A 206-nucleotide genomic window follows, 5' to 3' on the forward strand; every position below is an offset into this window, starting at 1 on the left:
TGACCGAGATTTGGTAGCTCACCGGCCTCGATCATAGGATCAATCACATCCCATTCGCCACCATCGAGTCCAACAACGAGCGTATTCATTTATATTGGTTCTATTCGTCAACGCATATGAATGCTAAGATAGACACCGAAAAGTCAAAACCGTGAACGGACAACCATTAGTAGAATGATTCACGACGTCCAACTCAGAGACCTCCA

It is taken from the genome of Halorubrum sp. SP9, from assembly GCF_005435015.1.
GTDB classification, from domain to species: domain Archaea; phylum Halobacteriota; class Halobacteria; order Halobacteriales; family Haloferacaceae; genus Halorubrum; species Halorubrum sodomense.